We start from the raw sequence: 23,251 nt of genomic DNA, 5'->3' as shown, positions 1-23,251 counted from the left end.
AGCACTTAGACGATTTATGCCTTGGCACGCAGTTCCGGCCAGGCAGCACGCAGATAAACCAGCATGGACCAGATGGTCAGTACCGCAGCCAGATAAAGGGTCACATAACCCGCTTCAATTAACAGCTGATGATCACCGGATGCCATCAGAATGGTAATAGAAGCCATCTGCAGTGCCGTTTTTACTTTACCGACATAACTAACGGCAATATTGGCCCTTTTGCCCAGCTCAGCCATCCACTCGCGCAGGGCTGAGATCACAATTTCCCGGCCAACAATAATGGATGCCGGAATGGTCAGCCACATACTGGCAAAGTTTTCGACCAGCAGTACCAGCGCGACCGCTACAATCAGCTTATCAGCCACCGGATCGAGGAAGGCACCCAGCGGGGTTGTCTGATTGAGCTTACGCGCCAGATAACCATCAAACCAATCGGTAACGGCGGCTAGTGCAAACAACACGGCGGCCCCGATCTTCCCGTCCGGGCCAAACCAGTAAAAACTGACCACCATCAGCGGAATCATCAGAATGCGGCTCAGGGTCAGTATGTTGGGCAAATTCATTAAAACGTATCTCCGTTACTCGCCGTGTAATTGCATGAATATCTGTTCGGCAAGTTTTTTACTAATGCCTGGAACCTTTTCCAACTCTTCGCGCGGTGCGCTGCGCATGTTTTTCAGACTGCCAAAATGCAGCAGCAGTTCACGCCGGCGCTTAGGGCCAACGCCTGTCAGAGAATCCACATCCGACTGACTGCGCGATTTTGCCCGGGCTTTACGATGCCCGGTAATGGCAAAACGGTGTGCTTCATCACGCACCCATTGCAGCAAACGGAATCCCTCATGATGGGCGTCGGGCATTATAGGTTGTGTAGCACCGGCTTCCCACAAGAATTCCCAGCCCGACTTACGGGTCTCTCCTTTTGAGATACCAAAGGCTGGCAATGAACTCAATTGCAGACGCTGCAGCACTTCCTGAATCCTGCCTATCTGGCCTTTCCCCCCGTCGATCAACAGCAAGCCGGGCAAATCATCCTGCTCTTTCAGGCGTGTCAGATGGCGGGTGACCGCCTGCTCCAGTGCGGCATAATCATCACCGGCAACAACGCCTTTAATTGAGAAGCGCCGGTAGCGCTGTTTCATTAAACCTTCTTCGCCATACACAACGCAGGATGCGTAAGTCGCCTCGCCCTGCGCATGGCTGATATCAAAACACTCGATGCGTTTGGGTGGCTCGGCCAGATTCAGCAATTGTGCAACCTGACTGAGTTTATTCAGTGCTGCCTGATGACCGGAGATTTTTGTCTGCGCACCGGTGCGGGCATTCTCGCTGGCCATATGCAGCCACTTGCGGTTCTGCCCACGTCCACCGCGACTGTGCTGAACCCTTGCCTGACGGTGCAGGCGCAATGCCTCCAGTAAGGGGGCAACATCTTCATCGCCGACATCCACGACCAGATCACGCGGAATACCTTCAAGGGCATGGTCAGCCAGATAAAACTGACTGATAAAATCCAGCAATAACTGCTCATCGCTTTCACCGGCCGGATTCTCCGGATAGTAATTTTTACTCGCCACCAATCGTCCCTGACGGAACGCCAGACGGTGAATGCAGAGAACATTCTGCCACTCAATAATAGCCCAGGCATCCGCTTCACCCTGCCCGGCATCGACAAACTGTTTTTCCTGAGTCTGGCGCAACAGCTCAATCTGATCGCGCAACGCGGCGGCTTTTTCAAAATCCAGGGTTTCGGCCGCTGCCAGCATCTGCGTTTGCAGTTCCTGCAGCAACTCCTGACTTTTACCCTGTAAAAACAGTGTCGCCTGCCGTACGCTTTGCTGGTAATCCTGCTGGCTGATTTTATTGACACAGGGTGCAGAGCAGCGCTTGATCTCATACTGCAGACAGGGCCGGCTGCGGTGATTGAAATAACTGTCTTCGCAGGAACGCAGCAAAAATAATCGTTGCAGGTAATTCAGGGTGTCACGCGCCGCGCCGGCATTCGGGTAAGGGCCAAACAAGCGGCCATCGCGGCGTTTTTTCCCTCTTCTGTAAGCCAGCAAAGGGAAGTCGTGCTCTGACAGGTGAATAAAGGGATAAGATTTATCGTCTTTCAGCAGGATGTTGTACTGCGGCTTGTGCTGTTTGATCAGCGTTTGTTCAAGCAGCAGCGCTTCCGCCTCGCTGGCGGTGACGGTCACTTCGATATGATCAATACGGCTGACCAGCGCAACCGTCTTGCTGTTCAGACCACGGGCACGGAAATAACTGGAAACACGGTTTTTAAGATTCTTGGCTTTGCCGACGTAAAGCAATTCATCGTCGGCCGCGAACATGCGGTAAACCCCGGCCCGCTGGGTCAGGGTCTGCAGAAATGCGCTGATATCAAAGTCTGCCATCAGGCGGTCGCCGCAGGATCCACCAGACCGTGGCGCATAGCCAGCAGAGTCAGTTCAACATCGCTGTCGATTTCGAGTTTTTCGAAAATCCGGTAGCGGTAGCTGTTGACGGTTTTAGGACTGAGGAACAGCTTTTCACTGATTTCAGCGACCTTCTGACAACCAACAATCATCAGCGTAATCTGCATTTCCCGCTCTGAAAGCTCATCAAAAGGTGACGTCTGATCCTGCTGGAATGGCTTGAGGGCCATACGCTGAGCAATATCCGGACTGATGTACTTCTGCCCGCTCTTCACCTTCATAATGGCGCGAACCATTTCATCCGCGTCTGCACCCTTGGTGATATAGCCCGCAGCCCCGGCCTGCAACAGACGCGTGGCATAAGGATTGTCATCACAGGCAGTGACCGCAATCACCTGAATTTCCGGATTATGACGCGTAATCTTGCGGGTGGCCTCAAGCCCACCAATACCCGGCATGCGGATATCCATAAGAATAATGTCGGGTGAGTGCTCTTTGGCGAACTGAACCGCCTCCTCACCACTTGCTGCTTCACCGACTACTTCAATTCCCTTTGCGTCTGTCAGCAGACGAGAGATACCTGAGCGAACCAGCTCATGGTCATCGACAACCAGCACTTTAATCAAGGGACCACCCCGTTATTACACAATCTCAGCAGCGCAATGCATCATGGCACTGTCGTTGTTATCTGCGGAAATATAACAAACCGTTCACAGAGGGTACATTCGTTTTCTCTGCCAGGCGTATTTAAGCGGGTTCAGATTCTTACCCACTTCCACAACCCCCTCATCCATATTGTGGTGCGCACTGAAGCCCAGACGCTCTGCCAGCTTCAGCATGCCACCATTATGCGGCAGAACGGTGCCGAAAATCTGCAGCACGCCACGCTCGGTCAGGTAGCCAATAATGCCCTGCATCAGCCGCAGCCCCAGCCCTTCTCCGCGACAGTTGTCATCGATAATAACCGAGAACTCCGCCGCGACATCATCGGCATCGATATACACCCGCACCACACCGTACAATTCCCCTTCGCGCAGCGCGACAAAGGCCATCTCACGGTCATAATCAATCTGCGTGAAGCGCGCCAGTTCCCGGTGATCAAACTGGCGGCGTGCCGAGAAGAATCTCAGGCGCAGCGATTCCGGACTCAGGCGCTGATAAAAGCGTTCCAGCGCCGGTTCATCTTCAGCACGGATCGGGCGCACATCGTAGGCGTGGCCATTACGGCTTTCATACTGGCTTTCCAGCTCTTTCGGATAAGGCATGATGGCGCTTTTCGCCGAATGCCCCACCTCGCCAGCCACACCAATCACCATATAGCGACCCACCTGACGGCGGATGGCGTTCACTTCAAAGCCCGCCATCCACGGATGGTTCAGCGCCATATGTGACAGCGCAACCAGCCAGCGCTCCAGTGTTACCAGTTCACGCTCAATATTGTCAGAACGCTCACTCAGCACCTGATAAAAGTGGCTGCGTTTAATCAGTTTTTCCGCCAGATTGGCATTCAGCGGCGGCAATGCCACCTGACGGTCCACCAGGATGTCGGCAGTGGAGCCACCACCACCAAAGAACAGGTAAGGGCCGATTTCAGAATCGCGGCCAATACCAAAAGAAAATTGCAGGTTGTCCAGCGCCCTGTGCATGGTTTGCAGGGTGTAACCCAGCACCGGACTGTTCGGAAAGGCCGTGGCAATCTTACTTTCCAGATCCTCTGCGGCATTGGTGACGTCTTCAATGGTTTTCAGCTCGCGCGCCACCGAACGCAGACGCTCGCGTGGGTTGTTGCCGTAAGCAAAGGGATAGAGGTAATCACGGTGGTGTACCCGTAATACCCAGGGGCCTTTGACTTCTTCCGCTACGCTCAGCAACTCCGACAGCGAGGCGCGATAGCGGTTTTCTGCACAGGAGAAACCATAGGCATTGAGCAGATCCCAGGCCTGATCCGGCAGCAGGTAATCACCGGGGCGATGAACCGCCAGAATGGCTTTATCGACCTCGGTGTGCACGGAAGAAATCGGAATTTCAAGACTCTCCGGCGTCTCGCGCAACAGATCCTGGGTACGCTGGTGCTGCACCATGTACATATAAGACTTAATGGCATTATCCGGTGTATCAAAGGTGGGAATGCCATGCTGGTCGAAGCATTCGCGCGCAGCTTCCACCGAGTACTCCCCCATCCAGCTGGTCAGCACGCTTTTATTGCTGTGCTGAGCGATTTTGACCAGTGTTTCGGCGTTGGCCAGCGGGTCTGAGCCAAGACTCGGAATGTAGATGACCAGTAAGGCATCAACCTGCTTGTCGCGCAGCAGCGTATTGGCAACTGCCGCCAGCTGCTGCGGCTTCAGCTCCGGATTCAGCAGCACCGGATTGTCGGTTTTCACATATTCAGGCAACAGGCTGCGCAGATGGGTACGGGTGTCTTCTGACAGTGTTGCCAGTCTTCCCTTGTCGTGCAACAGCCGGTCCATAGCCAGTATCGCCGGTCCGCGACCATTAGCGATGATTGCCAGACGCGGACCAAAACTTTCGCGTCGACGACTCAGGGCATCGACGCAATCAAACAGTTCATCAGTGGCCGATACCCGCAACACACCGGCACGGGCCAGAGTTTCATCCACCAACGCATCACGGGAACGCAGCCCTTTCGGGCTGGCAATGCGGTTTAATGGGTTTTCCTGAAAGCGATTGCTCTTAACCGCCAGTACCAGCTTATGCCGGGAGGCGGCCCGCAACGCACGGATCAGTGCTTTGCCAGAGCCTATTTCGTCCAGCTGAATCAGCAGTGTGCGTACCTGAGGCTCCTGCACGATGTAGTCGATCAGATCCGGCAGGGTTACGTCCTGACTCTTACCCAGCGTCAGCACGTGAGAAAAACCGATATTACGGCTGAATGCCCAATCCATAACACCGGAAGCCAGCGTGCCCGATTGCCCGACGTAGGCAATGTGTCCGCTGCGTACCGGCACATGAAGAAAGCTGGCGTTCAGCTTACGCCCGGGAATGACCATGCCCAGACAATCAGGGCCCAGTATGCGCATCCGGGTCTGCTGGATAACCTGATTCAGACGGTCAGACGATGGCCGGAACTGCCAGGAACGGGTTCGGGCAATACCACCGGTCAGCAGCATAGCAGCACCAACATTCTTACTGTGAAGCTGCTTAATAATCTTCGGGACGGTTTCCGCCGGAGTACAGATAATGGCCAGATCGACAGCACCATCAATCTGCCCTATGCGGGACAAAGCCGGTATGCCGTACACTTCTTTATAGCCGCGCGAGTTCACCGGAATGATCACACCGGGGTATTCGCCATTGACCAGATTGCGCACAATGGCACCGCCGAGACTGCCGACCCGCTCAGAGGCACCGATGACGGCAATTGTTTTGGGCTGAAAAAATAACTCGAGAGAGCGGGTTCCCATAAGGAATGATCCTTAAGTTTAGTTGGCGTAAACACTGGCCCTATATACACTGGGCACACAAAAAGACAAAAACTACCTCATATGACCACAGCCTACTACTCCTTCCAGCAGCATTTTGAGCACGATACCGGCGATGAACATCCGGAACACGCCATGCGTATTCTGGCGATTGAGCAGCAGCTCAAATCGCGAGGAGTGTGGGATCAGCTAACCATTCTTGACGGTCAGACCGCGCATAAGCCAGATATCCTGCGCGCCCACAGCCCAGGCTATGTTGACCAGCTACAGCTGATTCAGCCCAAGCAGGGTCATATTTATGTCGACGAGGATACACCAATGTCCTCCGGCAGCCTTGATGCAGCTCTCTATTCTGTCGGCACCAGCACATTGGCACTGGACGACATTATGGCGGGTAAGTATGACAACGCTTTTGTTTCCGTGCGCCCACCGGGTCATCATGCTGAACACCGTAAAAGTATGGGATTCTGCTTTTTTAACAATGTCGCAATTACAGCACTGCGGGCAGCAGAAGTTCACCATGCGCAGCGCGTAGCCATCCTCGACTTTGATGCACACCAGGGCAATGGCACCGTCGACATTCTTAAAAACGATCCCCGGTTTTTAATCTGCTCAAGCTTTCAGCACCCGTTTTACCCCTACTCCCACTATCAGATCGACAAATACAGCAACCTGATTAACGTTCATCTGAATGCCGGCGCCGGCAGCGATGAATTCCGTGGCAAGGTCGAAGAATCATGGGCACCCGCGCTGCGCGGCTTCGCACCCGAGGTGATTATTGTCTCGGCCGGATTCGATGCTCACCGGGATGACCCTATGGCTGAGCTGTGCCTACTGGACGACGACTATCGCTGGATTGGGCGCTGGATTCAGGAATATGCCGCCTCGCGCAATATTCCGTGGATGGCCATCCTCGAAGGGGGATACAACCTGAACGCCCTGGGGCGTTCAGTATGTGAATTTATCAATGAAATGCTGGGTAAAAGATAATCACACAACGCCGGTGACTGATTACTCAGCGATACAGAATATGTACACGACTACAACATCACCGGCATAAAACCTAAGTCATTCTTACTGCAGGTCATCGCAGTGGAATTGCATCATGATTATCAAACGTTCCTCCTCACATCAGGATGAAGTTTCTGTCTCCCCTGCCTTATTGGCAAAAATCTATCAGGCCGAGTGGCTGGCTATCACACTGGTTGCAGGCTGCAGCTTGTACCTGCTCATCCAGGCAGCTCTTTCCTGAGCTTTTCAGACATAAAAAAAGGCCAGCGCATGCGCTGGCCTTTTGGTATTTGGCGGAGGGATAGGGATTCGAACCCTAGATAGGGATTAACCTATGCCGGTTTTCAAGACCGGTGCTTTTAACCGCTCAGCCATCCCTCCGAACAGTGCGCGTATAATACTGAATCCAGAATTTGGGTCAATACTTTTTTTTATAAATCAACACGATAGCGGCGAAACTAACCTCCGCTTTGCATTATTGGCACAGCCGATTACCATAGCAGCAACCTTTCCGGACCCATGTTATGGCCACGTTTTCGCTACTTCTGACCCAGAGTCCGCACTCCGGCATATCCCATACTCTGGCGCAGCAATTTGCCCGATCCCTGCTCTCGCAGGGACATACTCTGCAGCGCGTATTTTTCTATCAGGACGCCGTTTTTGCCGCCCTGGGCACACAGAATCCGGTGCAGGGGCAGCCGTCCATCAGTCAGCAGTGGCAGGCCCTGGCTACTGAGCATGGTTTTTCACTACAGGTCTGTATTGCTAACGCCTTGCGTCGGGGTGTGGTCGACAAAACAGAGCAGCAACGTTACAACCTGCCCACAGACACCCTGGCCGAAGGTTTTGAACTTGCTGGGCTGGGCGAAATGGCGGAAGCAGCGCTGGATTCTGACCGTATCATCGACTTCTGAGGGCTTATGAGCACTGTTTGTATTTTAATTCGCACCGCCCCGGGGAATGACCCGGAAGCACTGGAGATGGCGATGGCGCTGGCGGCCTTTGAGCATAAAGTCAGCCTGCTGTTTCAGGGAACCGGCATATTCTGGCTGCTGAACACTCAGGAAGCGCGCAAGCCTGGCGGGAAATCGCCTGCAAAAATCATCAATGCCTTGCCAATGTATGACTGCGAGACGGTTTATTATGCTGAAGATGACCTGCAGGCATTCAATATTCCAGTGGCCAGCATAAACAAACTGGCTCAGCCTCTCAGCAACCCTCAAATTCCATCGTTACTGAGCAGCGCCCAATACTGTCTGAGTTTTTAATATGACCCTGCACCTGCTATTTACCAGTCAGCTATCCAGCTTAAATGATCTCAGACGCAGCCTGAGCAGCGAAGATGCCATCGCCTTTATCGGTGATGGCGTATACGCCCTGCCCAATTGGGACAGCAGTCATCCATGCTACTACCGCATCGCAGACTGCACCCAGAGAGGCCTGCCAGAGATCCCCGGAGCCATAGCCATTGATGATGCACAGTGGGTCGAACTCTGCCTGCAACATCCCCGCACCCTGAGCTGGAAGTTATAACCCCATGAGCGAATTACAACTCGATAAGGACGGCTTTTTGCAGAATCTGGGCGACTGGTCAGAGGCCGTTGCTGCTGAGCTGGCCCAAAGCGAAGGCATTGAGCTGACTCCGGATCACTGGGAAATCCTCTGGGCGCTTCGTGACTTTTACCAACAGTACGATCTTGCTCCGGCGATGCGTCCATTGAGCAAATACCTTAAGCAGACACTCGGTGCCGATAAAGCAGGCAGCATTTATCTGCTGACATTATTCCCCGGCAGCCCGGCCAAAGTGGCTGCCAAAATTGCAGGCCTGCCCCGTCCGGAGAATTGCCTTTGAATTCGCAACACAAACTGGCGGATTACGTCCGCATTCTGGCCCGCGGGAAAAACGCCAGCCGCAGCATGTCCTATGAAGAAGCTCAGTTCACCATGCAAACGATGCTTGCCGGTGAGTATGAGCCAGAGCAGCTGGGCGCTATTTTTATGCTGATGCGCGTCAAAGAAGAAAGCGCAGAAGAGCTGGCCGGCTTTGCTGCCGCTATTAATCAGCTATGGCCTGCTGATATTCCGGCCGACCTGATCTGGCCAAGCTATGCTGGCAAACGCCGCCAGCCATTCTGGTGTTTCCTGTCAGCCCTACTGCTGACACAGATGGGATATCGCATTCTGTTTCATGGCACCGAAGCCCATACCTCCGGCCGCCTCTATATGGCCGACGTTTTTGCCCATTTCAGAATCCCGGTTGCGGGCACACTGAATGACATTTTGTCGATTTCAGCGACAGCGCCATTAATGTATCTGCCCTGCTCTGTGCTGAATCCGCAACTGCAGCGCTGGCTATCCCTGAAATCGATCCTCGGAGTCCGTTCGCCAATCAATACGGTAATGAAAACCATCGCCCCTGCAGGCATCGCCAGCGTTCAGGGGGTATTTCATCCCAATTACGCGTTCACTCACATCGATGCTGCCCGACTGAATCAGAATGATGCTCTGGTGATAAAAGGAGAAGGCGGCGAGTTTGAAGTTAATCCGGAACGCGACTGCACTGCGCAGAGCTTTTTTGCACAAGAAGCCGGGGAAATTCACATTCCGAAACTGGCCTCTCACATTGATGACAAGCCCCAGAACACCGATATCGACTGGCTGGCGCAGATATGGCAAGGGAAAGCAGAAAATACTTACGCCAACAGCGCTATCTTACAGACGGCGGCCCTGGCCCTGTGCGCTATTGAAAGAAACAATGATATTGATACGGCCCTGCAACGATGCCGTGATGCATGGAACAACAGAGACCGTAGCCTGCTGGCATAGACAGGCCATGGAAATAGCAGCAGTCATAAAAAAACCGGCAAGATGCCGGTTTTTTTTATATTTAGCGACCCATGCTTCAGACTTTGAATTGCCCGGTAATACGCTGCAGTGTCTGCGCAATCTCCGTCAATGAGCGACTGGCCGCTGCCACTTTTTGCATACTGGCCATCGCTGTCGCCGAGGTATCTTTAATGCCAACCACATTATCTTTGATGCTGTGCGCAGCCTGTTCCTGACGGTCAGTTGCGGAAGCGATCTGGCTGTTCATCGCCGTAATCGATTCAACTTTACTGGTGATCGCCTGCAGACTTTCATCAGTTTTTGCCGCCTGGCTAACACTGGTTTGTGCCCGCTCTTTACTGGAGCTCATCACCTCAACCGCCGAGCGTGCAGCAGACTGCAACTCTTCAATAACCGCCTGAATTTCCTGCGTCGAGTCCTGGGTTCGTGAAGCCAGTGTTCGTACTTCATCAGCAACCACCGCAAAGCCACGTCCCTGCTCACCCGCGCGGGCGGCTTCAATGGCTGCGTTCAATGCAAGCAGATTGGTCTGTTCGGCGATACCTTTAATCACATCCAGAATACTGCCTACGTTTGCTGTATCTGCTTCTAGTTTGCGAATAACTTCGCTGGCACGCTCAACTTCACCGGCCAGAGCATTAATGCTTTTCACCGTATCATTAACGATGGTACGACCTTCCTTGGCTGCCTGATCTGCTTCCCGCGCCGCCTGAGCCGCGGAGCTGGCATTCACGGAAACATTTTTAACACTGGCAACCATTTCATCGACAACAAAAGACACTTCTTCTGTTGCCCGGTTCTGCTGCTCTGTTATCTGCGATGTCTGCGACGTAAGGCTGCCAAGATCGCCGGATACGCCACTCAGAGGTCTGGTGGTTGCAACCACCTCACCAATGCTGCGATGCAGTTTGTCGACAAACTGATTGAACCAATCAACCACCTCGCCAATTTCATCATTGGATGATTTGGATATACGCCGGGTAAGATCCCCTTCGCCAGAAGCAATATCTTTCAGGGATGTCAGAAGGCTGTTCACTGCGGTATTGATTGAGCTGCTGGTGCTCCAGGCAACAAATGCGAGAAACACGAGCGTTACCAGAGTAACAACCAAACCGATAGACAATGCATTTTGCGCGGCCTCATTAGACTGGGCGACCGTCTGATTGAACGCCTCAAGGCCATCATCGCTGTACTTCTGCATCAGTTTTCGGGCTGTCGCCAAAGCGGTGTTCATGGTGTCGATGGATGACGACATTAACGATGGTTCCAGTGTGCCGTCGATCATGCCACCCGACAGTTTTTTAGCTGCGGTGAAATAGGCATTAAATGCATTGCGGGTATCGCCTACCTCAGCAGCACGTTCCGGCCAAATGGTTTCAAGCTTTGCCAGCGCGTCAGTAACTTCTTTTCTGACTTTTTCTGCGGCATTCACAAAGTCCATTTCACCGGTGCTCACTGCGGTGGAAAATAGCTCTTCAAGACGGGACAGGCGCACAAGGTTAGCCTTTGAAATCTCAACCACCGGGAAGAAGGTCTTCTGAATCGTTTGCAGACGCTCAGAGTTCGCCGTATTCATATTGGTATTCACCAGAATACTGACGATAAAACCAAGAACCGCAACGCCAGTGAGAGACAGGATTTTGGTTTTAATACTTAAAGAATTCAGAAGACTCATTGCTCAGACCTGATAGTTACAACCACTAAGTCCAAGCATAGTGCATATTTTTGACTCTGCCGCTTCAGCAAGCGGCAGACTAACGTCAGAAAAGGTCGGTTTTTAACGCCATTTCAGCCGCTCATGCAGACTGACGACTGAGCCGACGATAGTGAGTGTTGGCGCCTGAATGGTGCGTCCGGCGATGTAGTCAGGCATATGTTCCAGAGTGCTGACATGAACCTTCTGGTCTGGCAAGGTTCCCTTCTCAACCAGAGCCACTGGTGTTGTTTTCTCCATACCGGCAGCCATCAGCTGGGCGCAAATATGTGGCAGACCACTCAGTCCCATATAAATCACCAGCGTTTGCCCCGGATGGACCAGCTCCTGCCAGGGTAAATCACAGGTTCCGTTTTTCAGGTGACCGGTTACAAAGCGCACGCTTTGTGCGTGATCACGATGCGTCAGCGGAATGCCGGCATAAGCCGCACAACCACTGGCTGCGGTAATGCCCGGCACCACCTGAAACGGAATGCCAGCCGCAGCCAGCTCCTCGATTTCTTCACCGCCACGACCAAATATAAAGGGATCTCCGCCTTTCAGGCGCAGTACTTTCTTCCCGGTTCGGGCAGCATCAACCAATAACTGGTTAATGCCTTCCTGTGGTACCGCATGGTCACTTTTTGCCTTGCCGACATAAAAGCGTTCAGCCTGCGGATGGATAAAGTCCAGGATCAGCGGATTGACCAGACGGTCGTAAAACACCACGTCAGCACTCTGAATCAGGCGCAGAGCACGGAACGTGAGCAGATCCGGATCGCCGGGCCCGGCGCCCACCAAGTAGACTTCGCCCTGCTGCTCAACATTTCCATTCAACAACTCTGCAGTAACAGCCTCTGCCCGCTCAGCCTGTCGCGCCAGTATCAGCTCAGGTGCCAGACTGCCGATCCAGCGGCGCCAGAACCCGGCTCGCAGCGGCGCAGCAAGCTGCTGCTTAATCTGCCCGCGCAGACGCTCAGCAAAGGCTCCGAGGTCGCGGTATTCCTGCGGCAAAAAGGCTTCCAGACGCTGACGCACATGGCGTGTTAATGCCGGCGATGCACCACTGGTTGAAATGCTGACAAGCAGCGGCGATCGGTCGATCACCGCCGGAAAGATAAAATCGTTGTCTTCGGTTTCATCACAGCGACACACCAGACAACCGGCCTTGCGGGCGTTGAGTGCCAGCTGCTTGTTCAAAGCGTGATTATCGGTTGCCAGAACCACCAGAGAACCGGAATCAAAGGTTTCGGTAAGGCTGGCGGGACGTCGTTCGATGCTAAGGAGAGGGTTTCCGGCACAGGCGGTAATATCCGTGTGCAGTTCGGGGGCAATCAGCTGAACCTGAGCGCCGGCTTTCAGTAATGTCAGCAGCTTGCGGGCGGCAACCTGGCCGCCCCCAACCAGCACAAAAGGCCGGGTACTCCCCCGGAGGACCAGGGGCAGATTCATCATGGGCGGATGACTTCTCGGCCGCGCATGTAAGGGCGCAGCGCTTCAGGAACAACGATACTGCCGTCTTCCTGCTGATAGTTTTCCAGAATCGCAACCATGGTGCGGCCAACCGCCAGACCGGAGCCGTTCAGGGTGTGCAGCAGTTCTGGCTTGCCGGTTTCCGGGTTGCGCCAGCGCGCTTGCATGCGGCGCGCCTGATAATCACCAAAGGTGCTGCAGGAAGAGATTTCACGGTATTTCTGCTGACCTGGCAGCCAGACTTCCAGATCGTAGGTTTTGGCTGCAGAAAAGCCCAGATCGCCACCACACAGAATCACTTTGCGGTATGGCAGGTTGAGCTTTTGCAGAATAGCTTCTGCATGACCGGTTAATTCTTCCAGTGCGGCATCAGAATCCTGTGGGCGGACAAACTGCACCAGCTCTACTTTGTCGAACTGATGCTGACGGATCATGCCGCGGGTATCGCGACCATAACTGCCCGCTTCACTGCGGAAGCACGGAGTGTGCGCCACCTTTTTAATTGGCAGGGTCTTGTCCGTCACGCTGTCGCGCAGCAAATTGGTGACCGGTACCTCAGCTGTCGGAATCAGGTAGAAATCTTTCTCACCCGGCACCTTGAACAGATCTTCCTCGAATTTTGGCAACTGACCGGTACCTTCCAGCGCCTGGCGATTCACCAGGTAAGGCACATAGGTCTCTTCGTAACCGTGTTCTTCGCTGTGGGTGTCGAGCATAAACTGGGTAATAGCACGATGCAGACGCGCCATGGCGCCACTCATCGCCACAAAACGGGAGCCGGCAACCAGAGCGCCGTCGTCAAAACTCAGGCCCAGCGGCTCGCCCAGATCAACATGATCCTTGGCTTCGAAACTGAACGCAACGGGCTCACCCCAGGTCAGCACTTCAACGTTATCATTTTCGTCAGAACCAAATGGCACATCATTTTGTGGCACATTCGGAATGCTCATCAGCAATTCGCGCAGACTCTGTTCAGCCTGTTTTGCTGCCAGCTCGGCCTCACCGATATCGGAATCGATACTGCCCATCACCTGAGCTTTAGCGTCTTCCGGAGACATGCCCTGACCGATTAATGCGCCAATCTGTTTGGACGCTTTTTTCTTCTCGGCCTGCAGGGATTGAGCACTGGTCAGTGCGGCTTTGCGCGCATCGTCCAGGCGGGTGAATTCGGCTTCATCAAACATAAAGCCTTTCTTGGCCAGGGCTGCTTTTACCTGATCCAGATTGTCGCGAATAAACTTAACGTCCAGCATTGTTTCTTATACCAAGGATTTAGATAACCACATGCCTGCGGCAGTCGCCAGCAGGCAGCCTGTAACACTGAAGCCGACATAGCTGGCCATCGCCAGCCAACGCTCCTGCTGCAGCAGTGCAATACTTTCTAATGAAAACGTAGAGAAGGTGGTAAAGGCACCGAGGAAGCCGATCATCGCCAGTTGCTTGTGATGATCACCGCCCCACTGGTGTTCTACCAGCCAAATATAGGCCATACCGATGGCGAAGGAGCCTAGCAGGTTCACTGTTAAGGTGCCATAGGGAAAGGGCTTGTCGGCCCAGCGGAAAACGGCCGTTGCCAGCAGATAACGGGAAATGGCGCCGAGCGCGCCACCGATGCCGATCCACAGATACGTCATTCACCCTCTCCTGCGTCACTCAGTGGGTAACGCTGTTGTGTGGACTGCTGATTCAGCTGCTGAAGATGCTCCAGTTTCTGCCGTATCTTACTTTCCAGTCCACGGTTTACCGGCTCGTACAGCTGAGTATCTTTCAGTTCCGGCGGAAAATAATTTTCACCGGCGGCAAAGGCATCCGGCTCGTCATGGGCATAGCGGTATTCCGCACCGTAATCGAGCTGCTTCATTAATTTGGTTGGCGCATTGCGTAAATGCAGAGGCACTTCGTAGCTTGGCTGCGAAGCAATCATCGCCCGCACTTTGTTAAAAGCCTTATAGACCGCATTACTTTTCGGTGCGCAGGCCAGATAAGTAACCGCCTGCGCAATGGCCAGCTCACCTTCCGGCGACCCCAACCGTTCCTGTACATCCCAGGCATTCACACACAGCGTCAGGGCACGCGGATCGGCATTGCCAATATCTTCGCTGGCCATACGCACGACCCGGCGGGCGATATACAAAGGATCGCAGCCGCCATCCAGCATGCGTGCAAACCAATAAAGGGCTGCATCCGGGTCCGAGCCGCGCACCGATTTATGCAGTGCTGAAATCTGATCGTAAAAAGCCTCGCCGCCTTTATCAAAGCGACGCGCCTGATTACCCAGCAATTCTTTAACAACCGCCACACTGAGTTCATCTTCGCCGCTGAGCTGCAGCGCGAATTCGAGCATATTCAAAGCACGTCGCGCATCACCATCGGCGACATCGGCGATCATCTGCAACGCTTCTGCACTGGCTCGCGGCGCAGGATCAAGCTGCGCAATCCCCTGCTGCAAAATCTGCTGCAACTGCTCCGCACTCAGGCTTTTTAAAACATAAACCTGAGCACGGGACAGCAAGGCGTTATTTAATTCAAAGGAAGGGTTTTCTGTTGTAGCGCCAACGAAGATAAAAGTGCCGTCTTCCACATAGGGTAAAAAGGCATCCTGCTGGGATTTATTAAAGCGGTGTACTTCGTCAATAAACAGCACCGTTTTACGACCCGTCGCACGATATTGCTGCGCCCGCTGCACGGCTTCACGGATTTCTTTAACCCCGGACATAACCGCACTGAGGGCCAGAAACGCCGCATCGACGTATTGTGCAATCAGACGCGCCAGTGTGGTTTTACCAACGCCCGGCGGCCCCCAGAAAATCACCGAATGCAACTGCCCGGCATCCAGTGATTTACGCAATGGTGTTCCCGGACCAATAACATGTTCCTGGCCGATATAATGTTCCAGACGCTGCGGACGAAGCCTTGAGGCTAGCGGTTCGTATGCGGGCGTATGGTTACCGAAAAGATCAGATGCCATGGCGTCCGTCGATTACGTCCACACCTTCAGGTACATCAAATATAAAAGCGGAAGGATCTACGGCGGTGTTTACATTGGCGGCTGAAAATGAAATTTCCGTAACCTGACCGGCCGCATCATAAATCATCATGCGCTTAAGGTTTTTGCCCTGATAATGAAATTCCAGCGATTCAAACAGCTGGCTCGGATCTTTGGGTACCAGCTGGAAAATAATTTCGTTGCTGGCCACTTCTTTAGCAACAACGAAACTTTTTTCAACATCGGCAGTGCTGCCACTCAGCAGTAAGGCCGGAGTTTCCTGAACACGCTGATCCATGTCGCGAATAGTTACCTGCTCAAGGTCCATGTCGTAAATCCAGATCAGCTTGCCGTCAGAAACAACCAGTTGCTCAAAAGGCGCATCGGTCTGCCAGCGCATTTTTCCGGGCTTGGCGACGGTCAGACTGCCACTCATCTGTTGCAGGATGCGTCCGGATGTATCGCGGGTGGTCTGCACAAAAGAGGATTCAAGACTCTGCAGCTGTTTCAGGCGCAGTAAAAAATCCGCTAAGGCATCGCCGGACGATTGCGCACCGGAAGGCAGGCTGAAAGTTAAAGCACCCATAAAAATCAGCAAATATTTGCGGAAAAATTCAGATAAAAACACGTCGGTTACCACTTGTTTAGCGTACGTCAAAATAAAATCCGCTCAGTAATTCGGCGGCGCACCCGCCAGCACTTCACGTGAGCCATTATGTGCCGGCGATGATACAACACCGGCCGCCTCCATTGTTTCTACAAGGCGTGCGGCGCGATTATAGCCGATGCGCAGTTTGCGCTGCACAGAGGAAATAGAGCATTTGCCACTTTCGGTGACAAAGGCGACCGCCTGATCATACAGATCGTCTTTTTCATCACCGCCTTCCAGTGAGAAAGCCCCGCCGCCGTCTTCATCGCTGCTGGTGATTTCCTCAATATAATTGGGTTCGCCACGCAGCTTCCATTCGGCCACCACACGGTGAACCTCATCATCGTCAACAAAGGCGCCATGCACACGCTCAGGCAAAGCATTTCCCGGTGGCATATACAGCATGTCACCGTGTCCGAGCAGTTGCTCCGCTCCGCCCTGATCAAGAATGGTGCGAGAATCGATTTTGGATGACACCTGGAACGCAATCCGGGTCGGCACGTTGGCTTTAATTAAGCCGGTAATAACATCCACCGACGGGCGCTGAGTCGCCAGAATCATATGAATACCAGCGGCACGGGCTTTTTGTGCGATACGGGCAATCAGCTCTTCCACCTTTTTACCCACCATCATCATCATGTCGGCAAATTCGTCGATCACAATAACGATATAAGGCAGAGGCTCCAGCGCTGGCGGTGTCGTTTCAAAAGATTTATCAATCTGCCATAAAGGGTCTGTCAGCGGCTGTCCGGCTTCGATAGCATCACGGACTTTTTTGTTGTAGCCGGCAAGGTTACGCACGCCCATCGCGGCCATCAGCATATAGCGCCGTTCCATTTCGGCAACCGACCAGCGCAGACCGTTAGCCGCTTCTTTCATATCGGTAATGACTGGCGTCAGCAGGTGCGGAATTCCTTCATATACCGACAATTCCAGCATTTTCGGGTCAACCAGAATCAGGCGCAGCTCATCCGGTGTCGATTTAAACAGCAGACTAAGCAGCATGGCGTTCACCCCAACCGATTTACCGGAACCAGTTGTACCGGCAACCAGCAGGTGAGGCATTTTTGCCAGATCGGTAATGATCGGATTGCCGCCAATATCGTGTCCGAGGGCAAGCGTCAGCGGCGATTTCGAGCGATCGTATTCTTCTGATGACAAGACTTCTGACAGTGATACCACAGCACGATCTTCGTTGGGCACTTCAATCCCCATGACCGACTTGCCGGGAATAACTTCAACCACACGCACACTGATCATCGCCATCGAGCGCGCCAGATCGCGGGCCAGATTCGAAATTTTACTGGCCTTTACGCCGGGCGCCGGCTGAATTTCAAAGCGGGTAATCACCGGCCCCGGAGCCACAGCAGTCACTTCGATTTTTACGCCGAAGTCCGCCAGTTTCTGCACCAACAGTTTCGACATTTCCTGCAAGCGCTCCGGCGAGAAGCCACTTTTCTGATCGTTACGCGGAGGATCAAGTAACGCTATCGAGGGCAGCGGCTGATCGCTTTTAAACAATGTTCCCTGTAACTCACGCTGAGCACGTTCGCTGGTGCGGTTCTCTTTGCGCGCCAGAGGCTCAATAGGAATTACAGCCTCCGCAGGCTCGGCATTTGCCGCTTTGGTTTTTACTGGCGTATCTTCCCATGGAGGGATTTCTGATGTGTCAGCCGCTGGCTCTGGCGTGACGACCGCAGTTGTTTTCTCCTGGCGTGGCGGCAGATCGGTTGCTGCAGGGCTATTACTGGCCGCGACCTGATCATCGCTACTGCTGAAAACATCCAGGTCGCCAAGCCATGGCTCGACGTCATCATCTGCAGCGGCTGTAGCAGCATCCATGCGGCTGAAGAAACGATCAAAACCTGCGACCTCATCACCCGGCTTATTGGTGCTTACAGATGTTGCTTTGTCATTTTTACCTGCGGGAGCTTTGACGGGCTCCGCCTTAGCCTGCTCAGCAGAGCTCTCATAATCATCTGTGTCGTCATAATCACCGGTTACCGCAACAGCATCTGAGCTGACATGCTGTGCACTCTGGCGACGGGCAATACTGCGCTCACGCAATTCCAGCAACCATCCGCCCAGGCGGTCGAACAGTTGCAGCCAGGAAAATTCAAGAAATAGCATCAGCCCCAAAGCCAGTAATGCGGTAAAAATAATGGCTGAGCCAACGAAGCTGAACAGCGGCAGAAAACCGCCCACAATCACCTTGCCAACGATACCGCCGGAGCCAACAGGCAAACCCTCGCCATGCCAGATGCTCATCTCAGCCAGCGCACACAGCATGCTGACAGAGAGCACCATGCCGAGTGTGCGCAACAACCAGATGCGACCGCCGGGTCGCGGAGCTTTGCGGAACAGCAACCACAGCTTGGCCATGACCAGCAGAGGCAGAGCGAAAGCCAGGTAACCCAGGCCATGAAAAAGAAGGTCGGCAATGACAGCACCAATACGGCCAACCGAATTATGAGTTGCCCCCTCTCCCGCCGCGGACCAGGCCAGATCGGAGGGGGTGTACGAAAACAGAGCGAGCAGGAGCAGCAGGCTGACCAGCGTCAGCAGCAAAAAAATAACATCATGGCGCCGCTGCCAGCTGCCGGCAGAAGCAGAATCCGGTGTTGTTGCTGGCTGAAAACCTGCTTCAGACGTATCCTTTGGCAAAATACCCTTCCCGTTACCCTTATTCAGAGGCGAAGTTTACCACGGGTTTATCATGATTGATTGGCTAGATGAAGTCCTTCCGCCGGTATTTCCGGCCACGTCAAAAGCCCTGAACGAACCCAACGGCCTGCTCGCAGCCGGAGGCCGGGTAAGTCCGCTATGGGCGGACAGCGCCTACCGTAAAGGGATCTTTCCCTGGAATGATCCGGGGGAAGCACGGCTATGGTGGAGCCCTGCCCCGCGCGCGGTCATTACCGCCGAAAGTTTTCATCTGCCGCGTACGGTGCGCAAACTGTTGCGCCGCGAGCAACTCAGTATCAGCTGCAACCTGGCTTTTGACAGCGTTATTCAGGCCTGCGCACAGCCACGTGACTATGAAAGCGGCACCTGGATCTGCGATGAAATCATCGACTGCTACGGCAGATTACAGCGTGCCGGGCGGGCGTTCAGCGTGGAATGCTGGGACACAGACGGATACCTATGTGGCGGCTTTTATGGTCTGACCATCGGCAGAGCCGTATTCGGAGAATCGATGTTCTCGAGACGCAGCAACGCATCAAAACTGGCTTTCGCCACTGCAGCGCCGATATTGTTTGCCGCCGGAGTAACGCTGATTGACTGTCAGATGAAAACCGATCATCTGGGGCAATTTGGCCTTATTGAACTTGAGCGCAAAGCTTTTGAAGGCATATTACAGAAAGCAACAGAGCAGCCACTGCAACTGACGCTGCCAGGGTGGCTGGCATGAAAAAAATCATGTTATTCCAACCACCGGAGACCCACAGCTGCAGTTATCTTGAAGATCAGGAGTCGCGGAGTTTATATGTAGACCCACGCGCCGAACTCGACCAGGAAACCCTGACGCTGCTCAGCCTTAACGGTTTCCGCCGCAGTGGCCGCCTGGTATACCGCCCTGACTGCCCGGCCTGTTCGGCCTGCATTTCCGTACGCCTGCGGGTTAAAGACTTTCAGCCCTCCCGCAGTCAGCGGCGCATTCTTAATAAAAATACCGACCTGCAGCTGCGCATCGAAAAACCCAGCGACAGCGATGAAATATACAACCTGTTTGAACAGTACATTAATGCTCAGCACGCCGATGGTGATATGTATCCACCCAGTCGCCGACAATTCACGGATTTTCTGGTCAGCGACTTCGGCACAACAGACTTTCTGACAGCGCGCCTGGGAGGAAAGCTGGTTGCTTGCATGGTTTTTGATCATTTGCAGGATGGGTTGTCAGCGGTTTATTGCTTCTACAGCGATGAATTGCCACAACGCTCCCTTGGCACCCTGATGATTCTCAGGCTAACCCAGCTCTGCCAACCTCTCGGGCTGTCTTTCAACTATCTGGGCTATCTGGTTAATGGCAGCAGAAAGATGAACTATAAGCGACAGTTTGTGCCATTAGAGGCTTACCGCGCAGGCCAATGGTCCCTCCTCAACAGCTGATTCCCACCATCCGAAACGCAACAAACGGATAGCGCTTTGCTTATTGTTGAAATTTAAGGCAGAATGCGCCCGCGTTGTGCAAGGTCTAAACAGGTGACGAATGGCAAAAGATGATCACATTGAAATGGAAGGTGAAGTAATCGACACGCTTCCAAATACGATGTTCCGGGTAAAGCTGGAGAACGGGCACGTTGTGACTGCTCATATTTCAGGAAAAATGCGTAAGAACTACATCCGCATTCTGACCGGCGACAAGGTGAAAGTAGAATTAACACCTTACGACTTAAGCAAAGGTCGTATCACCTACCGGGCACGCTGATGCCAACATGCCCGGCAGGTGACAGCAATCAGGCTGGCACCTCCTCGGGCACTGTCAGAACCAACTCTCCATCCTCGACTGCAATATCCACTTCCCCGCCCTGAGCAAGCTCGCCAAACAGAATTTTCTCGGCCAATGGTTTTTTCACTTTATCCTGAACCAGACGACTCATTGGGCGAGCTCCCATGCGTTCGTCATAGCCGTGCTCAGCCAGCCACTGGCGCGCATCGTCATCGACATTCAGCAGCACGCGTTTGTCGTCCAGCTGCCCCTGCAGTTCTGCCAAAAACTTATCGACAACGTGCAGGATGGTATCGCGCGATAATGGCGAGAACTGAATAATACTGTCGATCCGGTTGCGGAATTCCGGCGTAAAGGTTTTCTTCAGCGCCTCCATACCATCCGTACTGTGATCCTGGAAGGTAAAGCCAATGCTCGAGCGGCTCATCTGCTCCGCCCCGGCGTTGGTTGTCATGATCAGAATCACGTTACGGAAATCGGTTTTGCGACCGTTGTTATCCGTAAGCGTGCCGTGATCCATCACCTGCAGCAGAATATTGAACACTTCCGGGTGGGCCTTCTCAATTTCGTCCAACAACAATACGCAGTGTGGATTCTTATTGATTGCCTCAGTAAGCAGGCCACCCTGGTCATAACCGACATAACCCGGAGGCGCACCAATCAGACGGGAAACGGTATGGCGCTCCATATACTCAGACATATCAAAGCGGATTAATTCCATCCCCATAACATTCGCCAGCTGTCGCGACACCTCGGTTTTACCGACACCGGTAGGCCCGGCAAACAGGAATGAGCCAATGGGTTTTTGCGGAGAATTAAGTCCGGCACGCGACATTTTAATCGCTGTCGATAAAGTCTGGATCGCCTCATCCTGACCAAACACCACCATGGATAATTTATCTTCCAGTTTAAACAGAAGTTCTTTATCCGAAGCCGATACGGTTTTTGGCGGAATACGGGCAATCGCCGCAACGACCTGTTCAACCTCAGTCACGCCGATTACTTTCTTGCGTTTGTTCGCTGGCAACAGATGCTGCAGCGCACCGACTTCATCAATTACGTCAATCGCTTTATCCGGCAGATTACGGTCTGTGATATAGCGCTCCGCCAACTCAGCCGCAGCTTTTAACGCCTTATCGGTGTAGCGGATATTGTGATGCTCTTCAAAACGGGATTTCAGCCCCTTAAGAATTTTATAGGTATCTTCAACCGATGGCTGAGCTACATCTATTTTCTGGAAGCGACGGGTCAGTGCGCTGTCCTTTTCAAAAATTCCGCGGAATTCGGTAAAGGTTGTAGAGCCAATGCAGCGTATCTCACCGGAACTCAGCAGAGGTTTTAATAAATTACTGGCATCCATAACACCACCGGATGCAGCACCGGCACCGATGATGGTATGAATTTCATCAATAAATAAAATTCCATGCGGTTGCTTTTTCAGTTCGGCAAGCAAGGCTTTAAAACGTTTTTCAAAATCGCCGCGATATTTTGTTCCCGCAAGAAGCGCGCCCATATCCAGACTGTAAACAACGGCATCCTCAATAACCTCAGGCACATCGTGATCAACAATCCGCTTGGCCAGACCTTCAACAATGGCGGTTTTACCAACACCGGAGTCGCCGACTAACAGTGGATTATTTTTGCGCCGACGGGCCAGTGTCTGCACTAGACGACTGACCTCGTAATCACGACCAATCAGCGGATCAATCTTACCTTCCCGCGCCAAACGGTTCAGGTTGGTTGCATATCCTTCCAGCGCACTTTTACTGCTGTTCTCAGCTTCCTCTTCCGACCCTTCGGACAGGTGGTCAGAAGACTCATCCGGGCCGGATACTTTAGAAATTCCATGAGAGATGTAATTCACCACATCAATACGGGCGATATTCTGTTGTTTCAGGAAGTAAACAGCCTGACTTTCCTGTTCAGAGAAAATAGCAACCAGAACATTTGCCCCGGTAACTTCAGACTTTCCTGACGACTGAACATGAAATACGGCCCGCTGCAGTACGCGCTGGAATCCCAGCGTTGGCTGGGTTTCCCGCTCACCATCATGCTCAGGAATCAGTGGCGTAGTGGAGTCAACAAACTCCTGCAGCTCTTTGCGCAGTTTGGTGATATCTGCACCACAGGCCTCCAGCACAGACGCTGCCGCCTCATTATCCAGCAAGGCCAGAAGCAGGTGTTCTACCGTCATAAACTCATGACGTTTCGAGCGAGCATCCTTAAATGCATCATTCAGTGTTTGCTCTAACTCTCGGTTCAGCATATTGCCTCCT

21 protein-coding genes, 1 tRNA gene and 2 pseudogenes are annotated in these 23,251 nt (G+C 53.2%); 10 read left to right on the top strand and 14 right to left on the bottom strand.

Features of this window, described 5'->3' with window-relative positions:
- Positions 1-14 precede the first annotated feature (14 nt).
- The 4 genes from pgsA to HUF18_RS14560 all read right to left on the bottom strand — a co-directional run bounded on the left by pgsA (position 15) and on the right by HUF18_RS14560 (position 5,845).
- Positions 15-563 carry a CDP-diacylglycerol--glycerol-3-phosphate 3-phosphatidyltransferase gene (gene pgsA / locus HUF18_RS14575; protein WP_145468673.1) on the bottom strand — a complete coding sequence of 183 codons (549 nt, stop codon included), beginning with the start codon at positions 561-563 and terminating at the stop codon, positions 15-17.
- Between the two features lie 15 nt (positions 564-578).
- Positions 579-2,399 carry an excinuclease ABC subunit UvrC gene (gene uvrC, locus HUF18_RS14570; RefSeq protein WP_222428542.1) on the bottom strand — a complete coding sequence of 607 codons (1,821 nt, stop codon included), beginning with the start codon at positions 2,397-2,399 and terminating at the stop codon, positions 579-581.
- Positions 2,399-3,046, bottom strand: a complete 648-nt coding sequence (gene uvrY / locus HUF18_RS14565) for a UvrY/SirA/GacA family response regulator transcription factor (RefSeq protein WP_145468669.1) — start codon at positions 3,044-3,046, stop codon at positions 2,399-2,401. The genes uvrC and uvrY overlap by 1 nt, the downstream gene beginning before the upstream one ends.
- 84 nt (positions 3,047-3,130) lie before the next feature.
- Complete coding sequence (locus HUF18_RS14560; protein WP_145468667.1) at positions 3,131-5,845, bottom strand: bifunctional acetate--CoA ligase family protein/GNAT family N-acetyltransferase; 2,715 nt, start codon at positions 5,843-5,845, stop codon at positions 3,131-3,133.
- An 81-nt stretch (positions 5,846-5,926) separates the two neighbouring features.
- Between HUF18_RS14560 and HUF18_RS14555 the strand changes: the two genes are divergently transcribed.
- Both HUF18_RS14555 and HUF18_RS14550 read left to right on the top strand, forming a co-directional pair.
- Complete coding sequence (locus HUF18_RS14555; protein WP_225692697.1) at positions 5,927-6,853, top strand: histone deacetylase family protein; 927 nt, start codon at positions 5,927-5,929, stop codon at positions 6,851-6,853.
- Between the two features lie 115 nt (positions 6,854-6,968).
- Positions 6,969-7,115: a hypothetical protein gene (locus HUF18_RS14550; protein ID WP_186435868.1), complete on the top strand. Its 147-nt coding sequence runs from the start codon at positions 6,969-6,971 to the stop codon at positions 7,113-7,115.
- A 50-nt stretch (positions 7,116-7,165) separates the two neighbouring features.
- On the opposite strand, the gene HUF18_RS14545 is transcribed toward HUF18_RS14550, so the two are convergent.
- A tRNA-Ser gene (locus tag HUF18_RS14545) sits at positions 7,166-7,255 on the bottom strand.
- 143 nt (positions 7,256-7,398) lie between these two features.
- On the opposite strand from HUF18_RS14545, the gene tusD reads away from it, so the two are divergent.
- The 5 genes from tusD to HUF18_RS14520 are packed head-to-tail and all read left to right on the top strand — an operon-like array spanning position 7,399 to position 9,700.
- The gene (gene tusD / locus HUF18_RS14540) at positions 7,399-7,788 is read left to right on the top strand and encodes a sulfurtransferase complex subunit TusD (RefSeq protein WP_145468663.1); all 390 of its coding nucleotides are present in this window, start codon (positions 7,399-7,401) and stop codon (positions 7,786-7,788) included.
- 6 nt (positions 7,789-7,794) lie between these two features.
- Complete coding sequence (locus HUF18_RS14535; RefSeq protein WP_225692696.1) at positions 7,795-8,142, top strand: DsrE family protein; 348 nt, start codon at positions 7,795-7,797, stop codon at positions 8,140-8,142.
- 1 nt (position 8,143) lies between these two features.
- Positions 8,144-8,407, top strand: a complete 264-nt coding sequence (locus HUF18_RS14530; protein WP_225692695.1) for a DsrH/TusB family sulfur metabolism protein — start codon at positions 8,144-8,146, stop codon at positions 8,405-8,407.
- A 4-nt stretch (positions 8,408-8,411) separates the two neighbouring features.
- Positions 8,412-8,726, top strand: coding sequence for a TusE/DsrC/DsvC family sulfur relay protein (locus HUF18_RS14525; protein WP_145468657.1), 315 nt, complete (start codon positions 8,412-8,414; stop codon positions 8,724-8,726).
- Positions 8,723-9,700 carry a glycosyl transferase family protein gene (locus tag HUF18_RS14520; protein WP_225692694.1) on the top strand — a complete coding sequence of 326 codons (978 nt, stop codon included), beginning with the start codon at positions 8,723-8,725 and terminating at the stop codon, positions 9,698-9,700. Before HUF18_RS14525 ends, HUF18_RS14520 begins: the two co-directional genes overlap by 4 nt.
- Before the next feature lie 76 nt (positions 9,701-9,776).
- Here the strand turns inward: HUF18_RS14520 and HUF18_RS14515 are convergent, their stop codons facing one another.
- The 8 genes and pseudogenes from HUF18_RS14515 to HUF18_RS19860 all read right to left on the bottom strand — a co-directional run.
- Positions 9,777-11,396 carry a methyl-accepting chemotaxis protein gene (locus HUF18_RS14515; RefSeq protein WP_225692693.1) on the bottom strand — a complete coding sequence of 540 codons (1,620 nt, stop codon included), beginning with the start codon at positions 11,394-11,396 and terminating at the stop codon, positions 9,777-9,779.
- Between the two features lie 102 nt (positions 11,397-11,498).
- Positions 11,499-12,869: a siroheme synthase CysG gene (gene cysG, locus HUF18_RS14510; protein ID WP_225692692.1), complete on the bottom strand. Its 1,371-nt coding sequence runs from the start codon at positions 12,867-12,869 to the stop codon at positions 11,499-11,501.
- On the bottom strand, positions 12,866-14,140 hold the full coding sequence (serS, locus tag HUF18_RS14505) for a serine--tRNA ligase (RefSeq protein ID WP_225692691.1): 1,275 nt from the start codon (positions 14,138-14,140) through the stop codon (positions 12,866-12,868). The genes cysG and serS overlap by 4 nt, the downstream gene beginning before the upstream one ends.
- A gap of 6 nt (positions 14,141-14,146) precedes the next feature.
- Positions 14,147-14,521 carry a fluoride efflux transporter CrcB gene (crcB, locus tag HUF18_RS14500; RefSeq protein ID WP_145468647.1) on the bottom strand — a complete coding sequence of 125 codons (375 nt, stop codon included), beginning with the start codon at positions 14,519-14,521 and terminating at the stop codon, positions 14,147-14,149.
- Entirely contained in the window at positions 14,518-15,855 is a 1,338-nt protein-coding gene (locus tag HUF18_RS14495) for a replication-associated recombination protein A (protein ID WP_225692690.1), read from the bottom strand. The genes crcB and HUF18_RS14495 overlap by 4 nt, the downstream gene beginning before the upstream one ends.
- Positions 15,845-16,531 (bottom strand): outer membrane lipoprotein chaperone LolA, encoded by a 687-nt coding sequence (lolA, locus tag HUF18_RS14490; RefSeq protein ID WP_225692689.1) that lies wholly within the window; start codon positions 16,529-16,531, stop codon positions 15,845-15,847. Before lolA ends, HUF18_RS14495 begins: the two co-directional genes overlap by 11 nt.
- A 12-nt stretch (positions 16,532-16,543) precedes the next feature.
- Positions 16,544-18,103: pseudogene (locus HUF18_RS19865) on the bottom strand (DNA translocase FtsK); the annotation flags it as partial.
- Between the two features lie 561 nt (positions 18,104-18,664).
- A pseudogene (locus tag HUF18_RS19860) lies at positions 18,665-19,090 on the bottom strand (DNA translocase FtsK 4TM domain-containing protein); the annotation flags it as partial.
- A gap of 148 nt (positions 19,091-19,238) precedes the next feature.
- On the opposite strand from HUF18_RS19860, the gene aat reads away from it, so the two are divergent.
- From aat to infA, 3 genes are all read left to right on the top strand, one after another.
- A complete protein-coding gene (gene aat, locus HUF18_RS14475; RefSeq protein ID WP_225692688.1) occupies positions 19,239-19,934 on the top strand; it encodes a leucyl/phenylalanyl-tRNA--protein transferase in 696 nt (231 codons plus the stop codon).
- Positions 19,931-20,635 (top strand): arginyltransferase, encoded by a 705-nt coding sequence (locus HUF18_RS14470; protein ID WP_225692687.1) that lies wholly within the window; start codon positions 19,931-19,933, stop codon positions 20,633-20,635. Before aat ends, HUF18_RS14470 begins: the two co-directional genes overlap by 4 nt.
- Positions 20,636-20,735: 100 nt before the next feature.
- Positions 20,736-20,954, top strand: coding sequence for a translation initiation factor IF-1 (infA, locus tag HUF18_RS14465; RefSeq protein WP_028292799.1), 219 nt, complete (start codon positions 20,736-20,738; stop codon positions 20,952-20,954).
- 28 nt (positions 20,955-20,982) lie between these two features.
- On the opposite strand, the gene clpA is transcribed toward infA, so the two are convergent.
- Positions 20,983-23,241, bottom strand: a complete 2,259-nt coding sequence (gene clpA / locus HUF18_RS14460; protein WP_225692686.1) for an ATP-dependent Clp protease ATP-binding subunit ClpA — start codon at positions 23,239-23,241, stop codon at positions 20,983-20,985.
- Positions 23,242-23,251 lie beyond the last annotated feature (10 nt).

The organism is Thalassolituus sp. ST750PaO-4, assembly GCF_020320405.1.
Lineage (GTDB): Bacteria > Pseudomonadota > Gammaproteobacteria > Pseudomonadales > Oceanobacteraceae > Venatoribacter > Venatoribacter alkanivorans.
The sequence above is the reverse complement of the archived record's forward strand: the minus strand, read 5'-3'. Positions and strand labels throughout refer to the sequence as shown.

What these genes read in the sequence shown, in the direction of transcription:
- pgsA (WP_145468673.1), bottom strand. Translation starts at nt 563, where the DNA reads ATGAATTTGCCCAACATACTGACCCTGAGCCGCATTCTGATGATTCCG.
- uvrC (WP_222428542.1), bottom strand. Translation starts at nt 2,399, where the DNA reads ATGGCAGACTTTGATATCAGCGCATTTCTGCAGACCCTGACCCAGCGG.
- HUF18_RS14560 (WP_145468667.1), bottom strand. Translation starts at nt 5,845, where the DNA reads ATGGGAACCCGCTCTCTCGAGTTATTTTTTCAGCCCAAAACAATTGCC.
- HUF18_RS14555 (WP_225692697.1), top strand. Translation starts at nt 5,927, where the DNA reads ATGACCACAGCCTACTACTCCTTCCAGCAGCATTTTGAGCACGATACC.
- HUF18_RS14550 (WP_186435868.1), top strand. Translation starts at nt 6,969, where the DNA reads ATGATTATCAAACGTTCCTCCTCACATCAGGATGAAGTTTCTGTCTCC.
- tusD (WP_145468663.1), top strand. Translation starts at nt 7,399, where the DNA reads ATGGCCACGTTTTCGCTACTTCTGACCCAGAGTCCGCACTCCGGCATA.
- HUF18_RS14535 (WP_225692696.1), top strand. Translation starts at nt 7,795, where the DNA reads ATGAGCACTGTTTGTATTTTAATTCGCACCGCCCCGGGGAATGACCCG.
- HUF18_RS14530 (WP_225692695.1), top strand. Translation starts at nt 8,144, where the DNA reads ATGACCCTGCACCTGCTATTTACCAGTCAGCTATCCAGCTTAAATGAT.
- HUF18_RS14525 (WP_145468657.1), top strand. Translation starts at nt 8,412, where the DNA reads ATGAGCGAATTACAACTCGATAAGGACGGCTTTTTGCAGAATCTGGGC.
- HUF18_RS14515 (WP_225692693.1), bottom strand. Translation starts at nt 11,396, where the DNA reads ATGAGTCTTCTGAATTCTTTAAGTATTAAAACCAAAATCCTGTCTCTC.
- cysG (WP_225692692.1), bottom strand. Translation starts at nt 12,869, where the DNA reads ATGATGAATCTGCCCCTGGTCCTCCGGGGGAGTACCCGGCCTTTTGTG.
- serS (WP_225692691.1), bottom strand. Translation starts at nt 14,140, where the DNA reads ATGCTGGACGTTAAGTTTATTCGCGACAATCTGGATCAGGTAAAAGCA.
- crcB (WP_145468647.1), bottom strand. Translation starts at nt 14,521, where the DNA reads ATGACGTATCTGTGGATCGGCATCGGTGGCGCGCTCGGCGCCATTTCC.
- HUF18_RS14495 (WP_225692690.1), bottom strand. Translation starts at nt 15,855, where the DNA reads ATGGCATCTGATCTTTTCGGTAACCATACGCCCGCATACGAACCGCTA.
- aat (WP_225692688.1), top strand. Translation starts at nt 19,239, where the DNA reads ATGATTGATTGGCTAGATGAAGTCCTTCCGCCGGTATTTCCGGCCACG.
- HUF18_RS14470 (WP_225692687.1), top strand. Translation starts at nt 19,931, where the DNA reads ATGAAAAAAATCATGTTATTCCAACCACCGGAGACCCACAGCTGCAGT.
- infA (WP_028292799.1), top strand. Translation starts at nt 20,736, where the DNA reads ATGGCAAAAGATGATCACATTGAAATGGAAGGTGAAGTAATCGACACG.
- clpA (WP_225692686.1), bottom strand. Translation starts at nt 23,241, where the DNA reads ATGCTGAACCGAGAGTTAGAGCAAACACTGAATGATGCATTTAAGGAT.